This window comes from Streptomyces sp. NPDC001970 (assembly GCF_053594115.1).
Map to the genome: position 1 here is coordinate 64,992 of NZ_JBSFDW010000007.1, position 18,067 is coordinate 83,058.

11 protein-coding genes and 1 pseudogene are annotated in these 18,067 nt (G+C 70.9%); 11 read left to right on the plus strand and 1 reads right to left on the minus strand.

Going from position 1 to position 18,067, the window contains the following annotated elements:
- Positions 1-54: 54 nt before the first annotated feature.
- The 5 genes and pseudogenes from ACWCP0_RS11440 to ACWCP0_RS11460 all read left to right on the plus strand — a co-directional run bounded on the left by ACWCP0_RS11440 (position 55) and on the right by ACWCP0_RS11460 (position 3,902).
- Positions 55-652, plus strand: a pseudogene (locus tag ACWCP0_RS11440) (TetR/AcrR family transcriptional regulator).
- 83 nt (positions 653-735) lie between these two features.
- Complete coding sequence (locus ACWCP0_RS11445) at positions 736-1,245, plus strand: MarR family winged helix-turn-helix transcriptional regulator (RefSeq protein WP_451078604.1); 510 nt, start codon at positions 736-738, stop codon at positions 1,243-1,245.
- An 86-nt stretch (positions 1,246-1,331) separates the two neighbouring features.
- Positions 1,332-1,664, plus strand: coding sequence for a DUF3817 domain-containing protein (locus tag ACWCP0_RS11450; protein ID WP_451078605.1), 333 nt, complete (start codon positions 1,332-1,334; stop codon positions 1,662-1,664).
- A 73-nt stretch (positions 1,665-1,737) separates the two neighbouring features.
- Positions 1,738-3,438, plus strand: a complete 1,701-nt coding sequence (locus ACWCP0_RS11455; RefSeq protein ID WP_451078606.1) for an acyl-CoA mutase large subunit family protein — start codon at positions 1,738-1,740, stop codon at positions 3,436-3,438.
- A gap of 59 nt (positions 3,439-3,497) precedes the next feature.
- The gene (locus ACWCP0_RS11460) at positions 3,498-3,902 is read left to right on the plus strand and encodes a hypothetical protein (protein ID WP_451078607.1); all 405 of its coding nucleotides are present in this window, start codon (positions 3,498-3,500) and stop codon (positions 3,900-3,902) included.
- Positions 3,903-4,132: 230 nt separating this feature from the next.
- Here the strand turns inward: ACWCP0_RS11460 and ACWCP0_RS11465 are convergent, their stop codons facing one another.
- Positions 4,133-4,762, minus strand: a complete 630-nt coding sequence (locus tag ACWCP0_RS11465) for a TetR/AcrR family transcriptional regulator (protein ID WP_451078608.1) — start codon at positions 4,760-4,762, stop codon at positions 4,133-4,135.
- Between the two features lie 241 nt (positions 4,763-5,003).
- Between ACWCP0_RS11465 and ACWCP0_RS11470 the strand changes: the two genes are divergently transcribed.
- The 6 genes from ACWCP0_RS11470 (at position 5,004) to ACWCP0_RS11495 (ending at position 17,945) form a co-directional block, all read left to right on the plus strand.
- Complete coding sequence (locus ACWCP0_RS11470; protein ID WP_451078609.1) at positions 5,004-5,975, plus strand: tetratricopeptide repeat protein; 972 nt, start codon at positions 5,004-5,006, stop codon at positions 5,973-5,975.
- Between the two features lie 591 nt (positions 5,976-6,566).
- Positions 6,567-7,196 (plus strand): DUF6230 family protein, encoded by a 630-nt coding sequence (locus tag ACWCP0_RS11475; protein WP_451078610.1) that lies wholly within the window; start codon positions 6,567-6,569, stop codon positions 7,194-7,196.
- 97 nt (positions 7,197-7,293) lie between these two features.
- The gene (locus tag ACWCP0_RS11480) at positions 7,294-7,851 is read left to right on the plus strand and encodes a DUF6114 domain-containing protein (protein WP_451078611.1); all 558 of its coding nucleotides are present in this window, start codon (positions 7,294-7,296) and stop codon (positions 7,849-7,851) included.
- Positions 7,841-9,148, plus strand: coding sequence for a hypothetical protein (locus ACWCP0_RS11485; protein ID WP_451078612.1), 1,308 nt, complete (start codon positions 7,841-7,843; stop codon positions 9,146-9,148). The genes ACWCP0_RS11480 and ACWCP0_RS11485 overlap by 11 nt, the downstream gene beginning before the upstream one ends.
- 1,010 nt (positions 9,149-10,158) lie before the next feature.
- On the plus strand, positions 10,159-17,490 hold the full coding sequence (locus tag ACWCP0_RS11490; RefSeq protein ID WP_451078613.1) for a polymorphic toxin type 27 domain-containing protein: 7,332 nt from the start codon (positions 10,159-10,161) through the stop codon (positions 17,488-17,490).
- A gap of 119 nt (positions 17,491-17,609) precedes the next feature.
- Entirely contained in the window at positions 17,610-17,945 is a 336-nt protein-coding gene (locus tag ACWCP0_RS11495; RefSeq protein ID WP_451078614.1) for a hypothetical protein, read from the plus strand.
- Positions 17,946-18,067 lie beyond the last annotated feature (122 nt).

Consider the following 18,067-nt stretch of genomic DNA (forward strand, 5'->3'; position numbering starts at 1 on the left):
TGGCCCGTGTGGCCGGGGGCTCTTTCGTCATCCTTGATCGAGCGACTGCTCGAAATGCCGCTGCGCACGCTCGCCGAACAGGGCATCGCCAAGACGTCGGCCCGCTCCATAGCCGCCGCCGGGGTCGACCAGGCGCTCGTCTTCCACCATTTCGGCTCTGTCGACGAGCTGCCGGCCGCCGCCTGCCGCCATGGCGCGGAGCAGCGTGTGGCCCGCCACCGCGACCGCCCCGGGAAGATCACCGGCCTTGCGGAGCTGCTCGAGTTCGGCCGCGAGATGTACGCGGAGGAGCGTGCGGCCGGCCATGTCGCGTTCCTGGGACAGCTGCTCGCGGGCGCCCAGACCCGGCCCCGGCTCGCGCCCGCCACCGCCGCCGGGCTCGATCTCTGGATCGAGGAGATCGAGAAGGTGCTCACCCGGGGTCCTCGCCGGGTCTCCGCTCGGCGAGCTCACCGACTCCGCGGGCCTCGCCCGCGCGGTCGCCGCCTCCTTCGTGGGCCTGGAACTCTACGAGGGCGTGGATCCGGACGGCGCAGGGCGTGCCCTCGATGCCCTGGAGCACCTCACCGTGCCGGCCGCCGCCCTGAAGGAGCTGGGACCGGTCGCGCAGCGAGCCGTGCGGCACCGGCTGCGGCGCACGGTCCGCCGCTGACCTCCGCGGGGTCCTCGTCTCCCATCGGACCGAAGTTCGAGACGGGGCTGACCGGCATATGACCAGTCGGTAAGGTCGGTGCCGTGCCGAAGCCGCTCAGCCTTCCGTTCGACCCCATCGCCCGAGCCGACGAGCTCTGGCGGCAGCGTTGGGGCCCCGTGCCCTCGATGTCCGCGATCACCTCGATCATGCGGGCGCAACAGATCCTGCTCGCCGAGGTCGACGCCGTCGTCAAGCCGTACGGACTGACCTTCGCGCGGTACGAGGCGCTGGTGCTGCTCACCTTCTCCAAGGCCGGTGAGCTGCCGATGTCCAAGATCGGCGAGCGCCTGATGGTGCATCCGACGTCCGTGACGAACACGGTGGACCGGTTGGTGAGGTCCGGCCTGGTCGCCAAGCGCCCCAACCCGAACGACGGACGCGGGACCCTGGCGTCGATCACCGAGAAGGGCCGCGAGGTCGTCGAGGCGGCCACCCGCGATCTGATGGAGATGGACTTCGGGCTCGGGGCGTACGACTCCGAGGAGTGCGGGGAGATCTTCGCGCTGCTGCGGCCCCTGCGCATCGCCGCGCACGACTTCGAGGAGAAGTGACCGGTGCGACGCGGCCCGGGCTGACGTGACCCACGTCCCCCGACCCGCCGGAAGATCGCCCAAACCGGACGGTTAACCTCGTCGGCATGAAGAAGAGCGTGCTGACCCGCTACCGGGTGATGGCCTATGTCACCGCCGTGATGCTGCTCGTGCTGTGCACCTGCATGGTGTTCAAGTACGGCTTCGACATGGGCGAGGACGTCACCTTCGCGGTCTCCCAGGCCCACGGCATCCTCTACATCATCTACCTGATCTTCGCCTTCGACCTGGGCTCCAAGGCCAAGTGGTCGTTCGGCAAGCTGCTGTGGGTGCTGCTCTCCGGGACGATCCCCTTCGCGGCTTTCTTCGTGGAGCGCAAGGTCACACGCGAGGCCGAGCCGCTGGTCAGCGGGCAGGTTCCGGCGGTCGCCAAGGCATGAACCCACCGCCGTACGGGTACGTACGGCGGTTTGCCATCGACATTTACTTGGACGTCCTAGTAAATTCGAGGGTATGGACGCTGACGCCATCGAGGAGGGCCGCCGCCGCTGGCAGGCCCGGTACGACACCGCAAAGAAGCGGAACGCCGACTTCACCACGCTCTCCGGTGATCCGGTCGAGCCGGTCTACGGGCCCAGGCCCGGCGACACCTACGAGGGCTTCGAGCGGATCGGCTGGCCCGGCGAGTATCCGTTCACGCGCGGCCTGTACCCGACGGGCTACCGCGGCCGCACCTGGACCATCCGCCAGTTCGCCGGCTTCGGCAACGCCGAGCAGACCAACGAGCGGTACAAGATGATCCTGGCCGCCGGCGGCGGCGGGCTCAGCGTCGCCTTCGACATGCCCACACTGATGGGCCGCGACTCCGACGAACCGCGCTCGCTCGGCGAGGTCGGCCACTGCGGTGTCGCCATCGACTCCGCCGCCGACATGGACGTCCTCTTCAAGGGCATCCCGCTCGGCGACGTCACCACCTCCATGACCATCAGCGGACCGGCCGTCCCGGTCTTCTGCATGTACCTCGTCGCCGCCGAGCGGCAGGGCGTCGACCCGGGTGTGCTCAACGGCACGCTGCAGACGGACATCTTCAAGGAGTACATCGCGCAGAAGGAGTGGCTCTTCCAGCCCGAGCCCCATCTGCGCCTGATCGGCGACCTGATGGAGCACTGCGCCCGCTCCATCCCCGCGTACAAGCCGCTCTCCGTCTCCGGCTACCACATCCGCGAGGCGGGCGCGACGGCCGCGCAGGAGCTGGCGTACACGCTCGCGGACGGCTTCGGATACGTCGAACTCGGCCTGAGCCGGGGCCTGGACGTGGACGTCTTCGCACCCGGTCTCTCCTTCTTCTTCGACGCGCACGTCGACTTCTTCGAGGAGATCGCCAAGTTCCGTGCGGCCCGCCGCATCTGGGCGCGCTGGATGAAGGACGTGTACGGGGCGAAGACCGACAAGGCGCAGTGGCTGCGCTTCCACACCCAGACCGCCGGGGTCTCGCTGACGGCCCAGCAGCCGTACAACAACGTCGTACGGACCGCCGTGGAGGCCCTCGCGGCCGTGCTCGGCGGCACCAACTCGCTGCACACCAACGCCCTGGACGAGACCCTCGCCCTGCCGTCCGAGCAGGCCGCCGAGATCGCCCTGCGCACGCAGCAGGTGCTCATGGAGGAGACCGGCGTCGCCAACGTGGCCGACCCGTTGGGCGGTTCCTGGTACATCGAGCAGCTCACCGACCGCATCGAGGCCGACGCCGAGAAGATCTTCGACCAGATCAAGGAGCGCGGGCTGCGCGCCCACCCCGACGGGCAGCACCCCATCGGGCCGATGACGTCCGGCATTCTGCGCGGCATCGAGGACGGCTGGTTCACCGGCGAGATCGCCGAGTCGGCGTTCCGCTACCAGCAGTCGCTGGAGAAGGGCGACAAGCGGGTCGTCGGTGTCAACGTCCACCACGGCTCGGTCACCGGCGACCTGGAGATCCTCCGCGTCAGCCACGAGGTGGAGTGGGAGCAGGTCCGCATCCTCGGCGAGCGCAAGTCGCGGCGCGACGACGCGCGCGTACGGGCCTCGCTGGACGCGATGCTGACAGCCGCCCGCGACGGTTCGAACATGATCGAGCCGATGCTCGACGCGGTACGTGCCGAGGCGACGCTCGGTGAGATCTGCGGCGTGCTGCGGGACGAGTGGGGTACCTACACGGAGCCGCCGGGCTTCTGACCCGGCGTCCCACCCGAAACCCGGTGGAAGGACCGGCCTCCCAGCCCTACGGTGGCGGGATGGCCGGTCTTCCCGTTCCCGTGCGTGACGTACGCGTCCGCATCCAGTCCGTCGGCGCCTGCGGGCCCTTCGCGCGCCTCACCGCGGACTTCGAGCCACCCGGGGAGAGCGGTGAGCCGGAGTTCGTGAACACGGTGCCCGAGGAACTGCTGGCGGCGGAGTACGTTCCGGCGATCCGGGCCGGCCTGCGGGAGGGCCTCGACGGTGTGGCCGCCCGCGTGAGGCTCACCGACGGCCGCCACCACGAAGTGGACTCGTCGGAGTACGGCTTCAAGACGGCCGGACGGATGGCGGCCCGTGCCGCGCTCATCGGGGCCGGGCTGCTGCCGCCGGAGGAGGCGGAGAAGCTCCCCAAGGTGACCTGGCCGGGCAAGCCGAAGCCCGATCAACCCGCCTCCCGCTGAGGCGATGTCAAGGCCGTCCGTCGCTCGACCTCCAGGCCGTCCGCCGCTCGACCTCGAAGGCGTCCGGCGCTTGAGCAGCGAGCCCGTCCTGCGTTCGCGGACGGCCGCTCGGGCCCACCGGGCGGTGCCGGACGCCGGCACCTCTGCCGCGCGGCGGTACCGCCGCGCCTCGGAGACCGTCCGAAGGGCGAGTCGGCCGCCGCGCCTGCGCCGCCGACCCGGGTGCGGGCTCATCCCTCGACCGTCGCGCCCAGCCCTCCCAGCAGCACCGCGGTGAAGCGGCGGACCCAGTCCGCGTCGACGGGTTCGCAGCTCACCAGCGCCCGGTGCACCACCGCGCCCGCGATCACGTCGAAGATCAGGTCGGCGGTGGCGGCGGCCGCCTCCGGGTCGGTCTCCGTCGGCAGTTCGCCGCGCGCCTGCGCCCGCGCCCGGCCCTCGAGGACCAGCCGCTTCTGGCGGTCCACGATCGAGACCCGGATCCGCTCGCGCAGCGGCTCGTCGCGCGTCGACTCGGCGACCACCGCCATCAGCGCGGTCCTGGCCTCGGGCCGCTGCAGCAGCTCCGCGAACTGCAGCACCACACCCTCGATGTCCGCCGCGAGCGAGCCCCGGTCGGGAAGCTCCAGTTCGTCGAACAGGACGGCGACGGCGTCCACGACGAGTTCGTTCTTGCCGGCCCAGCGCCGGTAGAGCGTGGTTTTGGCCACCCCGGCCCGGGTCGCCACGTCGCCCATCGTGAGCTTGGACCAGCCCAGCTCGACCAGGGCCGCCCTGGTCGCGTCAAGGATGGCGGCGTCCGCCTCGGCGCTGCGGGGGCGGCCGGTGCGGGTCGATTTCGGACGGGTGCGGCTACACATGACGGCGACCATACCGGTCAGTAGGTGATGCGCTGTGAGGGCAGTTCACGGGGTGTTCCTTCCCGTCCCCGTGGCAATCGAGTTACGCTACGACTCGTAGCGAAAGCGTGAAGCTGAGCGACAACCACAGGCGCCAGGTGGGGACCCGGCGCACAGTACGCATCGCAGTACGCACCACCCGCGGTCGGCGTTCTTCCGTCGGGTTTTTCACTCGTGCGCGCGGAGGGGGGAGGATGTACTCATGCAGCCTAGGAACATGTCCATGAGCGGCGTCGTCGACCTCGCCGCGGTGAAGGCGGCCGGCGAGGCCAAGGCCAAGGCGGAACAGGCGCGTGCCGAGGCCGCCCGCCAGGGCGGCGGCGGTGCCGTACCCCCCTCCAGCCTGGTGATCGACGTCGACGATGCGGGCTTCGAGCGCGACATCCTCCAGCGCTCGGCCGAAGTGCCGGTCGTCATCGACTTCTGGGCCGAGTGGTGCGAGCCCTGCAAGCAGCTGAGCCCCGTGCTGGAGCGGCTCGCCCGTGAATACAACGGCCGTTTCGTGCTCGCCAAGATCGACGTCGAAGCCAACCAGATGCTGATGCAGCAGTTCGGGATCCAGGGCATCCCGGCTGTCTTCGCGGTGGTCGCCGGCCAGGCGCTGCCGCTCTTCCAGGGCCTGGCGCCGGAACAGCAGATCCGGGAGACCCTCGACCAGCTGATCCAGGTCTCCGAGGAGCGCTTCGGCCTCACCGGCATCACCGTCGACGCGGACGCCGAGGAGGCGGACGCGGGCCCGGCGCCCGTCCCGGCGGGGCCGTACGACGCGCTGCTCGAAGCGGCCGTCCGGGCGCTGGACGCGGGCGACCTCGCCGGCGCCGTCCAGGCGTACAGGAACGTGCTCTCCGACGACCCGGGCAACACGGAGGCCAAGCTCGGCCTCGCCCAGGCCGAACTGCTCGCCCGGGTGCAGGACATGGACCCGTCGGCGGTGCGCAAGGAGGCCGCCGACAGGCCCGACGACATCCAGGCGCAGATCGCCGCCGCCGACCTCGATCTGGTCGGCGGGCACGTCGAGGACGCCTTCGGCCGGCTCGTCGACACCGTGCGGCGCACGGTGGGCGAGGACCGCAACGCCGCCCGGCTGCGGCTGCTGGAGCTCTTCGAGGTGATCGGTCCGGACGACCCGCGGGTGACGGCTGCGCGTACGGCGCTGGCGCGCGTGCTGTTCTGACGGGTTCACGTCGCCGATGCAGGCGGCGGATTTGGCGACAGAGTGACAAACGGCGGCCGTGCTTTACCAAAACTTGGTAAACGCGGCCGCTGTTACTTGGAGTAAATCAACTGCGTTGTTCTGTCCGCTTTTCAGCGGCAATCTGCTGACTTTTCGACCTGGCTCGGGGCACCCTGCGTCGTCGGGTGACGTCACCCCGTCGTGCCGTGGTTATCCGTCCGTTACTAGCCAGTAACGAACCCCCTTGTGTCCCGGCGCGTAATGCACCACGATCGGCGACGCTCGGTCCATTACCGCACCAGCCCGGCAGCCAGCCGCGTCCGCGGTCCTGGGTCCCCACCGAGTGGGCCGGCGGCAGAGGCGCCGGCCGAGGACAGGGGGGTTCCTGCCCGACCTGGCAGGGCCTGTCCATTGCGGTTGCGCGAAGGCGTGGCCAGTGGTTGTCGCTCGGGGGTGATCGCCGGTGATGCGGACGCGGCTCGCGCCTGTTCTCACGGCGCTCTCCTTCCCGAGGACGTAGCACTTCTCCCATCCCAGGACGGACCTCCTCGGTCCGTACCGGAGATGTACGTCCGAGAAGGAGGAACAGATATGTCCCAGGTTCGTGGTGGGACCAGATGGAAGCGGTTCGCGGTCGTCATGGTGCCGTCCGTGGCCGCCACGGCTGCGATAGGCGTCGGTCTGGCACAGGGCGCGCTGGCGGCGTCCTTCAGCGTTTCGGGCCAGAGCTTCAAGGTGACGGCCGACGCGCTGGACGGTGAGGACTTTTTCCAGTACGGAAGCCTCGCGACGGGCACCGACCTCAAGGGCAACAAGACCGCCCACCCGGTCGCGGTGTCGGCGTTCAGCCACGCGACGATCACCAACATGTGCCAGTCGGTCGTCACTCCCGACGTGCCGTTCTTCGGCAGCGTCAGCCTGGAGCTGCGTGCCGGTGGCAAGGGCACGCCCGTCGATGCGACGAACCTCTACCTGGACGTCGCGGAGCTCCAGGCAGACGCCGAGTTCAAGAACATCGACATCGGCGTCGCCGCGGGTGACGAGGACAACAAGCCGGGCATCCAGCCGGGCACCCAGGCGAACAAGTACGGCTTCGCCCAGCGGGCCGATGAAGCCCACCTGAAGAACGTCAAGCAGACGGCGTGGGCGACCACCGCCGGCACCTTCAAGCTGAGCGGTCTCAGCATGAAGCTGCACAAGGGCGTCAAGGAGTGCTACTAAGCACCCGCCCGGGCGGGTGGGGAGCGGCTTCCGTGTCCCCGCCCGCCCGACCCTCACTCCTTTTCACAGCAACACCGGTTCCAGGGAGCTGTTTTCCATGAGCGCCGAGTCACCGGGGCAGAACGACGAGCACTACCTCCGCGTCATCAAGCGGCGTTTCCGCGACTGGCGGGGCCAGCGGCCCTTCTGGGCCGGCCTGTTCACGATGCTCGGCGGCGTACCGATTGCCTACCTCCCGTATGCCAGCCTCAAGCTCGGCCATATGACGCTGAACATGGCCACGACGGCGGGCGCGGGTTCGCTGATCATCGGCGTACTGCTGGTGACGCTGGGGCTGACGATGTGGTTCCACCACATTGTGCGGGTGTTCGCCGGTGTCGCCGCGATTCTGCTGGCGCTGATCTCGCTGCCGGTCTCCAACATCGGAGGCTTCCTCATCGGCTTCCTGCTCTCCCTGATGGGTGGTGCGCTCTCCATCTCGTGGGCGCCCGGGAAGCCCGCCGACCCGACCGAGGACACCGCGCAGCCGACTGCCCCGGCCCCCGCGGCGGACAATGCCGACGTTCCGCTCGTACCCGGTCCGCAGTTCTCGGACACGGTGAGCATCACGAAGACGACCACCCACACCGACGGCGGGAGCAACAGTGCGGGGTGACGAAGAATCACTGATCGCGGCCGATGGCGACCCCCGCCTGAGAAAGGGCCCGCGTCACGCGGCCCCGAGGAAGTCGCTGCTCACCAAGCTGCAGATACCCGCGGGCAAGGCCATGGCCATCGCGGCGATGCCCACGGCGGTCTTCGTCGGCATGGGACTCACGCCCAAGCTGGCGCTCGCCGACGAGAAGGACATCCCGTTCGCCCCCGGACCGTGCGTGACCCGCTCGGACGAGCCGCAGGAGACGGAGGAGTCGCCGTCCGCCTCGGAGTCGTCGAAGCCCTCGGACGACGCGTCCGACTCCACGGACGAGCCGTCGGACAAGCCCTCCGACGAGCCGTCCGCGAGCCCGTCGGGCGATGCCGGCGACGAGCCGAAGCCGGGCGCGTCCCCCTCGGCGTCCGAGCCGGCGGCCACGCCGGCCGGTCAGTCGGCACCGTCCGCGGACCCCACTCCCAGCGAGACCAAGAACCCGCTCGACCCGCTAGGTGTCGGCGACGCGATCAAGGACCTGCTCGACGGCCCGGACGCGGAGCCGACGGCCACCGCGACGGCCACGCCGACGCCGAGCGACACGGCGAAGCCCACCGAGGAGCCGTCGAAGCCGGCCGAGGAGACCCCGTCCAAGCCGGCGGAGTCGTCGAAGGACCCGGTCACCGGCACGGTGGACAGCACCAAGGACGCCATCAAGGACGCGGCCGAAAAGGCCGGCGCCGAGGTCGAGGAGCTCGACGACAAGGTCAAGGGCCTGGACCCGGTCAAGGACGAGGACATCCCGGAGGGCGCCGACGGCAAGCCGCGCTTCCCGTGTCCCACCCCTGACCCGGAGGCGCTCGCCGCCGCCGACCTGGAGCCGGGCATCCCGCTGCTGCCGGACGACCCCTGGCGGCTGGAGAGCTCCAAGCTCACGCTGAGCGGTCTCAAGTACCACGGCATCGTCGAGGTCAAGACCGGCAGCGGCAAGATCAAGAAGGCGCTGAAGTTCACGGCGACCTCGGTGGACATCAAGGACCTGCACCAACTCGTGGTGGGCCCGAACGGAACCACCGCGCACGTCGAGGCGGCGAAGGGCTCCACGTCCACGATCCGCAACGGCACGGTGACCATGTACACGGAGGAGCTGAAGGGCAACCTCTTCGGCCTCATCCCGGTCACGTTCAGCCCGCAGACTCCGCCGCCGCTGGACGTCCCCTTCGCGATCTTCACCGACGTGAAGATCAAGCAGGCCGGCCAGTTCGGCGGCACGCTGACGGTGCCGGGGCTGCACAACTACTTCACCGGTGGCAACGCCGGCTGATTTTCCGGGAGCCGCGGAAAAGACTGTGGGCCGCACCCTCGCTACGGGGGTGCGGCCCACAGTTGCGTTGTCCCTGACTCAGTTCGCACCCGTCAGTAGTAACGTGTTCGGGCTGCGGCCGGTAGGCCGAGCCGCGGGCATCGGGGGGCGTTTGGCGGCCGCCGCGCTCGCCGCGGGACGGCTGCGCGCTGCCGAATGCCGTGGGTCGGCGAGCCGGCCGCGTGCGGCGATGCCACCGCGAGCCGGGCGGCCGCGACGGTCACCACTTCCTCCGGCCCGCAAGGCTCCCTCTTCGGCCGCAAGTCCAACAGCTGTCTCTGCGATTAAGAGTCGAACGGCATGGGCGGCTTGAAAGCGTCCGTGAAGCTCGGCGGAGGCTTCGGCGACATCCGCCCTGGTGCAGGTCGGTCAGCGGTGCCGGTGCGGACCTGTGTTTCCGGATGGGCACGACGCTCTACTGCACCGCTGGGCACGGCCTCGACGCCAAGATCGTCGGTGGCGGCTGGGGCTTCTATAGCCTGCTGGTGTCGCCCGGAGGCATGGGCGACACCGCCCGCGACGACATCGTCGGCCGTGACGCGGTCGGCGCCCTCTGGCTGCTGAGCTCGCCCGCGCAGACATCAACTGGCCAGCGGTCGAGTGGACATCGACGCCGCCTAAGACGGGGTGAACACCGAGCCCGCTGGTTTCTAGGCCCTGCGGCCGGTGAGTGCGGCGCTTCATAGTGCGGAAACATGCGCACGGTTCCCATGCTCCCGGCAAAGAGATGGTCAAGGAGGAGATCTCTTTGTCCGGTGCTGTACTCCTGTGAGATCTTGGTGAAGATTCTTTGATCTTCCCGTGCCGGATCAGGCGTGAGATTGTCGCGGCGTAAGCGGCGGCGCCAGTTCGTGGGGGGCGAGCGCTGGCGCATGTCGTGCCGAGGGGGCGTGGCCTGTACGGCGAGCCGATCCTGCTGCCATGCCCATGAGTGATGCTGCCGAACGTCAAAGAGATTGTTGGGCAGACACATGCCATCGGTCAGAGACGTCGGCAGACGCCGACGACGTATCCGAGACACACTCGCCAGAGCCACGAGCGGGACGGCCCTCGTCACCGCCGCGGCCGTACTGACGGGCCTGATCCAGGCGGCTCCGGCCGCGGCCGAGACGGTGCCCGATGAGGACAGCGGGTTCAGCCGCAACAGCATCGGTGAGTCGCGGCGGCTCGACCGCTGTCTGAGTGGTGTGGCGCTGCACTTCGGTGGTGCCCAGATGAAGGCCAAGGCCATCGAGGGCCTGACCGGCACCGAGCAGCAGCTCCGCGAGATCGTCGGGGACATCGGCTGGATCGGCTTCGGCCCTCTCGGTCTGGCCGCCGACGCCGACAAGGAGGCCGGCGGCGCCTACGGCGACGCGGCCAAGGCGCGTACCGCCGGCCTCGACACCGCCAATAAGCCCTACGTCGAATCGGCTTGGGCCAGCGACGACATGGAGTGGCACGCGCCGGAGTTCGGCGAGGACGTCACTCACTTCACCCTCGTCACCCAGACCGAGCTCGCCTACCGCCTCGGTTGGGACGGCCACAGCAACGCCAACGCCGAGGCCATCGCCCGTGCCAGGGCCATCGCCGAGGAGAACCGCGGCAAGGACACCTGGCACGACTTCGCCGCCGACGACATGCTGCGCGACAGCGAGCTCGGCAACACCCGCTACTCGCGCGGTACGACCTCCAGCGACATCGCGTCCTACCTGCGGCGCGGAGGCTTCGCGACCGAGACGCCGGCCAAGGACTCCGCCGAGTACCGCGTCGAGGTCGAGGACCTCAAGCAGGCATGGGCGTCCTGCGACGCCCAGAACCCGGTCGACCCGCGGCGCATGCTCAACGACCCGGTGATGACCGCGATGGTCGAATGGGAGCAGGAGTACGCCGGACAGGCAACCCAGCGCGCCAAGATTATCCAGGCGGAGGCCGACGCCGCCGCGGCGACCCGCGAGGCCACCGACGACATGGTCGAGGCCATCGGACAGGCGTGGCTCGCCGAGCAGATCCTGACCTGGCGCAAGTACTGGCAGGACACCCTAGCCCAGGACCCCGACACCATCCTGGACAAGCCCGACCAGGCGATGTACGACCAGGCTACGGCGGACCTCACCCGCGCCCGCAGTAACGTGGCGGCCCTGGTCACCTCGGCCAAGGCCCACGCCACCGCGGCCGCCACCGCCGCCGAGAAGACCGCTACGGCGCAGCAGGAAGCCTGGGCCGTCGCCGACACCAGCCACGTGCCGCGCGGCCGCGGTTTGATGTACGCCCAGCAGTCGGTCCAGGTCGCCCGCGCCTCCGGCGCCGCCGCCGCGGCCGCCGCGAAGGCGACCGAGACCGCGCTCGCCGCCGCCAACGCCACGATCGCCGACAGCGACGCGCTGCTCGCCAAGGCGCAGACCGAGTCGCACGCGATCAACACCGAGTTCCGCCGCGTCGCCGCCGAGGAGGCCGCCGCCCAGGCGAAGGCCGCCGCCGACAGCGCCGAGGCCAACGCCACGGCCGCCGCCGAGAGCGCGACCGCCGCCAAGGCGGCCCGTACGACGGCCGAGCAGAAGCGCGACAAGGCCAAGACCGCCGCCGCCACCGCCGCCGGCGAGCGCGCCAAGGCCCAGGTGGAGCAGGCCACCGCCGTCGCCTCCCGGGCCACGGCCGCCGCCGAGCGCGCCAAGGCGCAGGAGGCCGAGGAGCGGGCCGCGACCCAGCAGACCGCCGCCCGGAACGCCGACACGGCCGCCGGGACCGCGACCACCGACGCGACGACGAAGCGCAAGCTCGCCGACGAGAAGGCCAAGGCCGCCCAGACCGCGCGCGAGAAGGCGATCGCCGCCCTCCAGGCGAAGCAGGCCACCGCGGCCCGCGCCGCCGCCCTGGAGAGCGCGGCCGCCGCCGCCGAGGGCACCGCGACCGCCGCTGAGACCCGGGCTGCCGCCACCGCCGCCCGTACAGCCGCGAACCAGGCCGCCACGGTCGCCACCGCCGCGCAGACCGCCGCGGACCAGGCCACCACCGCCGCCGTGACCGCGCGCACCGCCGCCACCAAGGCGGAGGGCGCCGCCGAGCGCGCCCAGGCCGACGCCGACAGTGCCTGGTCGGCGTACCACTCCTCCCTCGGCGCGGCCTCCACCGCGCACGCCGCCGCCGCTGCCGCCCTGGACGCCACCCAGGACGCCGCGACCCGCGCGGACAACGCGGCCACGGCCTCGGAGAATGCCACCGAGCTCGCCAAGAAGGCCGAGCAGGAGGCCGCCGCCGCCGGGACGAGTGCAGCCGAGGCGGTGAAGTCGGCCGCGACCGTGGTCGGCCGCGCCTACGCCGCGGGTCAGGCCGCGCTCGCCGCCCGCGACAGCGCCGCCGAGGCCGTCGCCGCCGCCGGCGAGGCCGTCGCCGTCGGCAGCCCGTACCAGGAGAGGGACAGCTCGGCCGCGTTCGCCGTGCTCGTCGGCCAGGCGTCCAAGACGCTCGCCGAACAGCAGGCCGCCGCCGCCCAGGCCAAGGCCGCCGAGGCCGCCGAGGCCGCCGAGTCCGCGCAGCAGACGGCCGCGCAGGCCACCGGCGACGCGAAGATCGCCGCCGAGGCAGCCGCCCGCGCGGCCGCCGACTCGGTCCGCGCTGTGGAAGCCGTGACCCGCGCCCAGGCTTCCGCGGCCGACGCCGCCGACGCCCAGAAGGGTGCGAAGTCCGCCGCCGACGCCGCCTCCGGCCACGCCCAGCAGGCCGGCAACGACGCCGTCAGCGCCCGTCTCATCGCGAACGAGGCGAGCGGCGCCGCCGCCGAGGCCGACCGTGAGGCCACCGACGCCGAGCGGCACGCCGCCGAGGCGAACGAGAAGGCCGGCCGGGCCGCCGAGGCCGCCGAGGAAGCCGCGAAGAAGGCCGCCCAGACCGAACAGGAGGCCAAGGACGCCGAGTCGAAGGCGTCCGACGCGGAAGGGAACAGCACCGCCGCCGAAGAGGCCGCGAAACAGGCCGAGCAGGAACAGCGCGAGCGGAACGAGACCCAGCACAAGGACGCGCTCGCCGAGGGCACCACGCCCATCAAGGGCGGCGCCGCCAACTGGCCTGCGCTCGGCCAGCGCGAGGAGCAGATACTCCTCGACGCCTGCGGCCAGACCTGCGTCGACGACTACCGGAACGGCCTCGCGGCCGTCTCCGTGAACGTCGTCGAGTGGGCCACTGCCAACGGCGGCCAGATCCTCTTCGACCAGCTCGGTGCCGCCGAGGTCAAGGGATGCCTGGCCCGGTACGACGTCGAGGACTGCCTCTGGTCGCTGATCGACATTCCCTCGTCCGCCGTGATCGTGGGCCGCGTGCCCGCGCTCGCCCAGGCGATCGAGCAGGTCTCCACCGGCATCCGGCAGATCTTCGTCGACGCCGACAACGCCCTGCGCCGGCTCAACGAGCTGACCGCCGTCATCAGCGACGTCCGCAGCACCCCGCGCCTGGAGCGCTGCCTCGCGGGAGTCGCCCTGCACGCGGGCGGCGCCAAGACGAAGGCCAAGGCCATCGAGGGCCTGACCGGTACCAACGACCAACTGCACGCCGTCGTCGGCGACGTCGGCTGGATCGGGTTCATGCCGCTCGGGCAGGCCAGCGACGAGGACCGGGAGGCCGGTTACGCCTACCTGGACGCCTTCGCCGCGCAGAAGGCCCTCCTGGAGGACGCGAACCGCCCGTACGCGATGAGCTCGTTCAGCGACGAGATCACGCTGCACGCACCGGAGTTCGACGCCGACGTCATCGCCTACACCTCCTCCTCGCAGGCGAAGCTGGCCGACCGCATCGGCTGGGACGCGCACACCAACGCCAGCCCGGAGGCGATCGCCAAGGCCCGGGAGATCACCGAGCAGAACCGGGGCAAGGACAGCTGGGACGACTTTGCGGCAGACGTCATGCTGCGGGACTCCAGCCTGACCAACACCCGTTTCTCCGGCGTTACCACCGCCGCCGACATCGCCACCTACCTGCGGCACGGAGGTTTCCTCGACCAGCCCATCGCCGAGGGGACCGCGGACTTCCGTATCGAGGTCGAGAACCTCAAGCAGGCGTGGGCCTCCTGCAACCACCAGGACCCGGTGGACCCGCGCAACGCCCTGAGCGCCGCCGTCTCCCAGGCGTCGGCCGAATGGGAGGCGGAGTACGCCGGACAGGCCGCCCCGCGCGCGATCATCATGCAGGCGGAGGCCGACGCCGCCGCCGCGACCCGGACCGCCACCGCCACCATGATCGAGGCCATCGGCCAGGCGTGGCGCGCCGACCAGGTCCTGCGCTGGCAGAAGTACTGGCACGACAAGCTCGAAGCCGACCCGGACCACATCCTCAAGCCGAAGCAGGCCCTCTTCGACAAGGCGAAGACGGACCTGGCGAACGCACGCGGCAAGGTCCAGGCGCTGGTCACCAAGGCGAAGGAGCAGGCCGCCCTGGCCGCCGCCGCGTCCCAGCGTGCGGTGACCGCCCAGCAGCAGGCCTGGACGATCGCGGACGCCGGTGAGGTGCCGCGTGGTCGTGGCCTGATGTACGCGCAGCAGTCGGTGCAGGTCGCCCGTGCCTCGGGCGCGGCCGCCACGGCCGCCGCGAAGGCGACGGAGACGGCCCTGAACGCGGCGAACGCCACGGTCTCAACGTCCGAGGCGCTGCTCGCCCTGGCGAAGACCGAGGCGCACGCGGTGAACACCGAGTTCCGCCGCATCGCCGCCCAGGAGGCCGCCGCCCAGGCGAAGGCCGCGGCGGACAGTGCCGACGCCTACGCGGCCTCGGCCGCGGCGAACGCCGCGACCGCCAAGAAGGCCAAGGAAACCGCTCTGGAGGAGGAGGAACAGGCCCGTCAGGCCGCGGCCGACGCGCAGGCGTCCCGGGCCGTCGCCGAGTTGGAGCGCGCCAACGCGGCGGCCTACCGGGCCACCGCGGAGAGCGAGCGGGACAGGGCCAAGACCTACGAGGCCCAGGCGGTCGCCCAGGGGCAGATCGCCAGCGACGCCCGCGCCTCGGCCGAGGCGGCGGGAGCCACGGCCTCGACCAAGAGGGCCGACGCCGAGCAGGCGGAGCGCGACGCCGTCGCTGCCCGCGACAAGGCCCTGGAGGCCGAGCAGCGGCGGGACTCGCTGGAGGCCAAGGCACAGGCCCTGGAGGCGCACGCCGCCGCCGTGGACGGTACGGACGCGGCCGAGGCCGCCCGGGCCGCCGCGAACGATGCCCGTGCCGCCGCCAACACGGCGACCACGGCCGCCACCAACGCCCGCGCGGCGGCGAACGCGGCCACGGCCGCGGCCACCAACGCCCGTGAGGCGGCCACCAAGGCACAGGGCTCCGCGGCCCGGGCCAAGGCGGCGGCCGACGCCACCTGGGCCTCCTACCTGGCCGCGGCCGGTTCCGCGGCCGCGGCCCACGCGGCCGCGGCCGAGGCCATCGACGCCTCGGAGGCGGCGGCGGCCGACGCCAAGGGCGCCAAGGAGCAGTCGGAGAAGGCGTCCGCGGCGGCCAAGACCGCCAAGTCGGAGGCTGCCGCCGCCCGCAGCGAAGCACAGCAAACCGCTGCCTGGGCGGCGACCACCGCCGGCAAGGCACATGCGGCCGTGCAGGCGTCGCTCGCGGCACGTGACTCCGCTGCCGCGGTGGTCAAGCCCGCGAACGAGGCGATCGCCCTCGGCGGTCCGTTCCAGGAGGTCGACAGCTCCGCCGCGTTCGCGGTTCTGACGGGTCAGCAGTCCCTGACGATCTCGCAGCAGCAGGCGGCGGCAGCAGCCGCCACCGCGAACCAGGCGGAAGGGTTCTCCGCCGAGGCGAAGGCCCTGGCCGAACAGGCCGCCGCGGACATGAAGCTCGCGGCGCAGGCGGCCGCGGCTGCGGCGTCCGACGCGGCCCGTGCCGCCAAGGCGTACCAGCGAGCCCAGGCCTCGGCCACTCAGGCCGCGGCGGACGCGAAGCTCGCCCAGGCGTCGGCGGACCGGGCCTCGGGCTACGCCCAGTCGGCCGGCGAGGACGCTATGACGGCGTTGTGGGCGGCGAGCGACGCCGAACAGGACGCCATCGCGGCGGACAACGCGGCCACCGAGGCGGAGAAGGACGCCGCTTCGGCCCGTGCAGCGGCCACTCAGGCCGAGGAGGACGCCGCCAGCGCCCGCGCCACAGCCACCCAGGCAGAGTCCGACGCGACGGCGGCGGAGGAAGCCGCCGCCGGTGCCAGGGAAGCGGCAGAGGAGGCCCAGGCCGCTGCGGACCGTACGGAGACGCAGGGCAACAACCAGCAGATCACGGAGGGGATCAACACCGGGCTCGGCGGGGTGTGGGCCGTCCTCGACCACATCGAGTACATCGGCGAACCGCAGAACGTCGTTAAGGACAACTGCAACCCGATCATCCACTTCGGTGACTGCACGATCTCGGCCACGATCACGTACAAGTCGCACGTCGACCTCTACATGTGTCTGGCGCCCGAGCTCGCCGCCACGGGCGGGTGCCCGAAGGAGGACACGGTCTACCTCGGCCCCGAGGTGACGGACCCCAAGACCGAGCGGTTCACCTACACCCTGACGATGGCCGAGTTCAACTCGGGCATCGACCCGATCGACGTCCTTCTCGGCGACTTCATCGGGTGTGCCCAGAAGATCACGCCGGGCGGGGCGTCGGGCAGCTGGGGCGACTGCGCGTGGGCGGCGGGCTGGTTCGTCGCGGGCGCGCTGTTCAAGTCAGCGAAGGCCGCAGTGACGGCGATGGACGCCGCCATCAAGACGGGCATCGGCTTCACCGACGCGTGGCTGGCGCTGCGGTCCCTCGGCCTGGCCGAGGGCGTCATCTCCGGCATCGGTACGAAGGTGATCCAGCGGCTTCAGGAAGCCTGCGAGAAGGTCGACGGCGTCGTCCCCAACACCTTCGCCTTTGCAGCCTTCTCCGCCAGTTCCACTAGCAATCCGCAGTGTTGGGTCGAGATGGGCGGGCCCGGTGTCTGGAACATTTCCAAGGAAGGTGGTAAGAAGCCGGCCGCAGTCGCCTACGAGTTCCAGATCACGGGAGTTCCCGATGGATTCGGCTACCTGATCAGGAACACGCCGAACCCCAGGGGAGAGCTGAAGTTCGACGGCTACAAGGGCGGTACTCTGCTGGAGGCCAAGGGGCCTGGATACTCGAACCTCATGTCCTTCAGGCCGAAGATCGTAGAGGAGGACTTCGTGAAGCAGGCAAAGGATCAGGTTGCGGCTGCACCGAATACCCCTCTTGAATGGCACATAGCCGAGGAGGATGTGTTCCAGGTGGCTCAGGAGGTGTTCAAGAACATCCCTGAACTCGCTCGGATCAAGGTCATCCACACCCCGGCCACCTCGTAGCAGAAATGTCGGCGCCCCGGTTCGCCGGGGCGCCGACCTCATTCCTTTGCCTGGAGTGGCATGTGAGTTACGACATCTTTGTGTGTCGGTTCGAGAATGGTGAGACGGTCCCGCTGGACATGAGCGTCGCGCACGACGTCCTCGATCCGTACGCGGTGGGGCATGAAGGCCAGCAGGAATCCCTGCAGTTGAGTATGGGGGAGGGGGGCGAGGCGGACGTCTACCTCAGCAGCCCGACCAACATCACCTTCACCCGTTTCGGAGGCGCGGGGGTCATGGACCTCGTCTCCGCCCTGCTGCAACGGCTGGATGCCGTTCTCGTCCTTCCGGGCGGGACGGTCATCCTCCAACGGGACGGGGACCGGGCGCATCTGGCCCCGTTCATGAGAGATGAGTGGTCCGTCGTCGTCGCGCGGACCGGAGCGGAGATCACGCAGGCGATCCGCGCGTCGTGAGCGCGTGACGAAGGGGGGCGGGGCCCGGGGCCGCGGGCCGCGGGCCCCCCCGAGGGGGCGTCGGGCGGGGGGGCGGCCGGCCCCCCACGGCGCGAGGCCCGCCCCCCGGGCGGCGGAGTGTG